3 protein-coding genes and 1 pseudogene are annotated in these 3,028 nt (G+C 63.9%); 2 read left to right on the forward strand and 2 right to left on the reverse strand.

What is annotated here, in order from left to right:
* Both speD and Q0716_RS02820 read right to left on the reverse strand, forming a co-directional pair.
* The coding region (speD, locus tag Q0716_RS02815; protein ID WP_299019429.1) for an adenosylmethionine decarboxylase at positions 1-605 on the reverse strand (605 nt) is incomplete at its 3' end.
* A 192-nt stretch (positions 606-797) separates the two neighbouring features.
* The gene (locus Q0716_RS02820) at positions 798-1,463 is read right to left on the reverse strand and encodes a c-type cytochrome (protein WP_299019430.1); all 666 of its coding nucleotides are present in this window, start codon (positions 1,461-1,463) and stop codon (positions 798-800) included.
* Between the two features lie 86 nt (positions 1,464-1,549).
* Between Q0716_RS02820 and Q0716_RS02825 the strand changes: the two genes are divergently transcribed.
* Both Q0716_RS02825 and Q0716_RS02830 read left to right on the forward strand, forming a co-directional pair.
* Complete coding sequence (locus Q0716_RS02825) at positions 1,550-2,392, forward strand: MoxR family ATPase (RefSeq protein ID WP_299019431.1); 843 nt, start codon at positions 1,550-1,552, stop codon at positions 2,390-2,392.
* A 7-nt stretch (positions 2,393-2,399) separates the two neighbouring features.
* A pseudogene (locus Q0716_RS02830) lies at positions 2,400-2,909 on the forward strand (hypothetical protein); the annotation flags it as partial.
* Positions 2,910-3,028 lie beyond the last annotated feature (119 nt).

The raw sequence follows: 3,028 nt of genomic DNA on the forward strand, positions 1-3,028 counted from the left end.
TGTGCGACCGCCGCCGGGTGCACCAGACATTCGTGGTAATAAAACTCCTCGCCCTCCGACGTCATGAAGTGCCCGTCGATGCGCATCGCCAACCCGAAGCGCGGCGTGCGCAGCAGCTCAATGGTCTGGTACGGGCTGCGCCGCGCCAGCACGCGCTCGCTGCTGACGAAGCCGTAGACGGCATCACCCGCGTCGTTGAGCGGCTCCAGAATCGTCTCGAGCGGGGGGCGCTGCTCGCTGCCGCGCTGCAGGCGGTGGATTTCGCTGCGCTGCGGCTCGAATGCGGCCACGATCTCGCGCAACAGCGCCTCGGCCTTGGCCGAGTTGTCTGTGGTGAAGTTGCAGACGTACACGTCCAGCGTGACGGCGCGCCGCTCGGGCCAGGTATGCACTGCCAGGTGCGACTCGGCCAGCAGCAACATCCCCGTCACCCCGCCGGGCTGCCCCTCGTAGGGCGGAAACGTGTGCCATTTTTCATCGACCAGGGTCAGCCCCACCCCGATCGTGTGGCGTCGGCACAACTCGGCCAATACCGCCGCATCGGTCATCAGACCGTCGGCCCCCCGGCAGTCGTACAGATCAGCCGTCAGATGAAGCCCTTGCATGGCTCGATCCCCCATCCAATCGTGTTGCACCACCAGGCACGCCGAGGCGGCCTGGGCGAAACCGAAAATTATACCAGCCCAGCACTAGGGTTTTCCCGTAGCCCAGCCCGGCGTGGCGGCATGGGAATGCCCCAAACGACGACAGCCCCGCACGGGCGTGCGGGGCTGTCGCTGTCGTGGCGAGCGATGCAGTCAGCGGAAGCGCGGCTGCGGCTTGACCGTCAGTTCGCCCTTGATGGACGCCAGGTAGTTGGCCATTTGCTTGAGCTCGGCATTGCTGAACTGCTGGACGATGCCGCCCATGATCGCGTTGTTGCGACCGATGTACGGGTTTCCTTCGACTTTGTACGACTTGAGCGCCACGTACAGGTAGTCGGCGTGCTGGCCAGCGATCTTGGGGTAGCTGGGGTCGATCGGTTTGCTGAAATTGGCACCGTGGCAGGACACACAGGCGCCTTTCTCAAGCAAAGCCGCCACGGCGGCAGACGCCGCCTTGGGCTGTTCGGGCGCCGCAGCGGTCTGGTGGCTCGCATAGTATGCGGCCAGATCGGCGATATCCTGATCGGACAGCGAACCCGCGATACCGCGCATGGTGGGGTGCTTGCGGTCGCCCTTGCGGTAGGCTTGCAGGGCTGCGGCAATGTACGGCCCCGACTGACCCGAGATCATGGGCACTTTGTGGATCTCGGGGAAGCTGTTCTGGTAACCCGGGATGCCATGGCAGCCGATGCACATCGCGGCTTTGGCCTCACCGGCTTTGACGTCCCCCGCGGGTGTCTGGGCCTGTACAGCGGCAGCGGCGACGACGGTCGCGCCCGCGACAATGGTTTTGAGCAATGGAGTCAGCGTTCGATTCATGTTGCCAGCACAATGAGAGGGACGTTTGACAAAAATCAACGACCGATTATATAGACTCGTTCCACTTCACCACGGCAGACGAACTCATGGTTTTCACGGGTACCCCTTCTTACGTCGCCACGCCAGATCTGGTGCTGGCGGTCAACGCAGCCATCCGCCTGCAGCGGCCTCTGCTGCTCAAAGGCGAGCCCGGCACGGGCAAGACCATGCTCGCCGAGGAGGTGGCGCGCGCGCTCGACATGCCACTGCTGCAGTGGCACATCAAGTCCACCACCAAGGCCCAGCAGGGGCTATACGAGTACGACGCGGTCAGCCGCCTGCGCGACAGCCAGCTCGGCGACGACCGGGTCAAGGACATCCGCCACTACATCGTCAAGGGCGTGCTGTGGCAGGCGTTCGAAGCCGATCGGCCCGTGGCGCTGCTGATCGACGAAATCGACAAGGCCGACATCGAATTTCCCAACGACCTGTTGCGCGAACTCGACCGCATGGAGTTTTACTGCTACGAGACGCGCGAGCTCATCCGCGCCCGGCACCGGCCGCTGGTCTTCATCACGTCGAACAACGAGAAAGACCTGCCCGACGCCTTTCTGCGCCGCTGCTTCTTCCACTACATCCGCTTCCCCGAGCCGGCCACGATGAAGCAGATCGTGGACGTGCACTTCCCTGGCCTGAAGGACGAGCTGGTCAGCGCCGCCATGCGCACGTTCTTCGACATCCGACAACTGCCGGGCCTGAAGAAAAAGCCCTCCACCTCGGAGCTGCTGGACTGGCTGCGGCTGCTGGCGGCCGAAGACATCGCCCCGAGCAGCCTGCAGTCCGCCGACGGCAAACTGACCGTGCCACCGCTGGTGGGGGCGCTGCTCAAGAACGAGCAGGACTTGGTGCTGTTCGAAAAGCTCGTCTTCATGAACCAGCGCAACCGTTGACCGCCCGATGCTGATCGACTTTTTCTACACCTTGCGCGCGGCGCGGTTGCCCGTGTCGGTCAAGGAGTACCTGACGCTGCTGGAGGCGCTGCAGGCGGGTGTGGTCGGCCCGCGCAACCCGCAGGCGTGCTCGATCGACGATTTTTACTACCTGGCGCGCACCACGTTGGTCAAGGACGAGCGGCACTACGACAAGTTCGATCGCGCCTTTGCGGCGTACTTTCGCGGCGTGGAGCAGATCGCGGACTTCACGCAGGAAATCCCCGCCGACTGGCTGCGCCAGACGCTGCAGCGCCTGTTGTCCGACGAGCAAAAGGCCAACGCCCCGCGGCTGGAGTGGGACGAACTGATGCAGGAGCTGCGCAAGCGGCTGGAGGAACAAAAGGAACGCCACGAAGGCGGCAACAAGTGGATCGGCACCGGCGGCACCAGCCCCTTCGGCCACGGCGGCTACAACCCGCAAGGCATCCGCATCGGCGGCAAGGGCGGCAACAAGAGCGCGGTCAAGGTCTGGGACGGGGATGTCCTGTTTTTTGTGTGTGGGGCGGTTTCTGAATCTGTCCTCGTGTCGTTCAGCGTGGTGCGAGGGTGAAGCGGTCGCCGTATAGTATCGCGAACTGGTTCATCGCCGATTTC

Origin of the sequence: uncultured Tepidimonas sp., from assembly GCF_938045175.1 — a bacterium.
Classification (GTDB): Bacteria; Pseudomonadota; Gammaproteobacteria; order Burkholderiales; family Burkholderiaceae_C; genus Tepidimonas.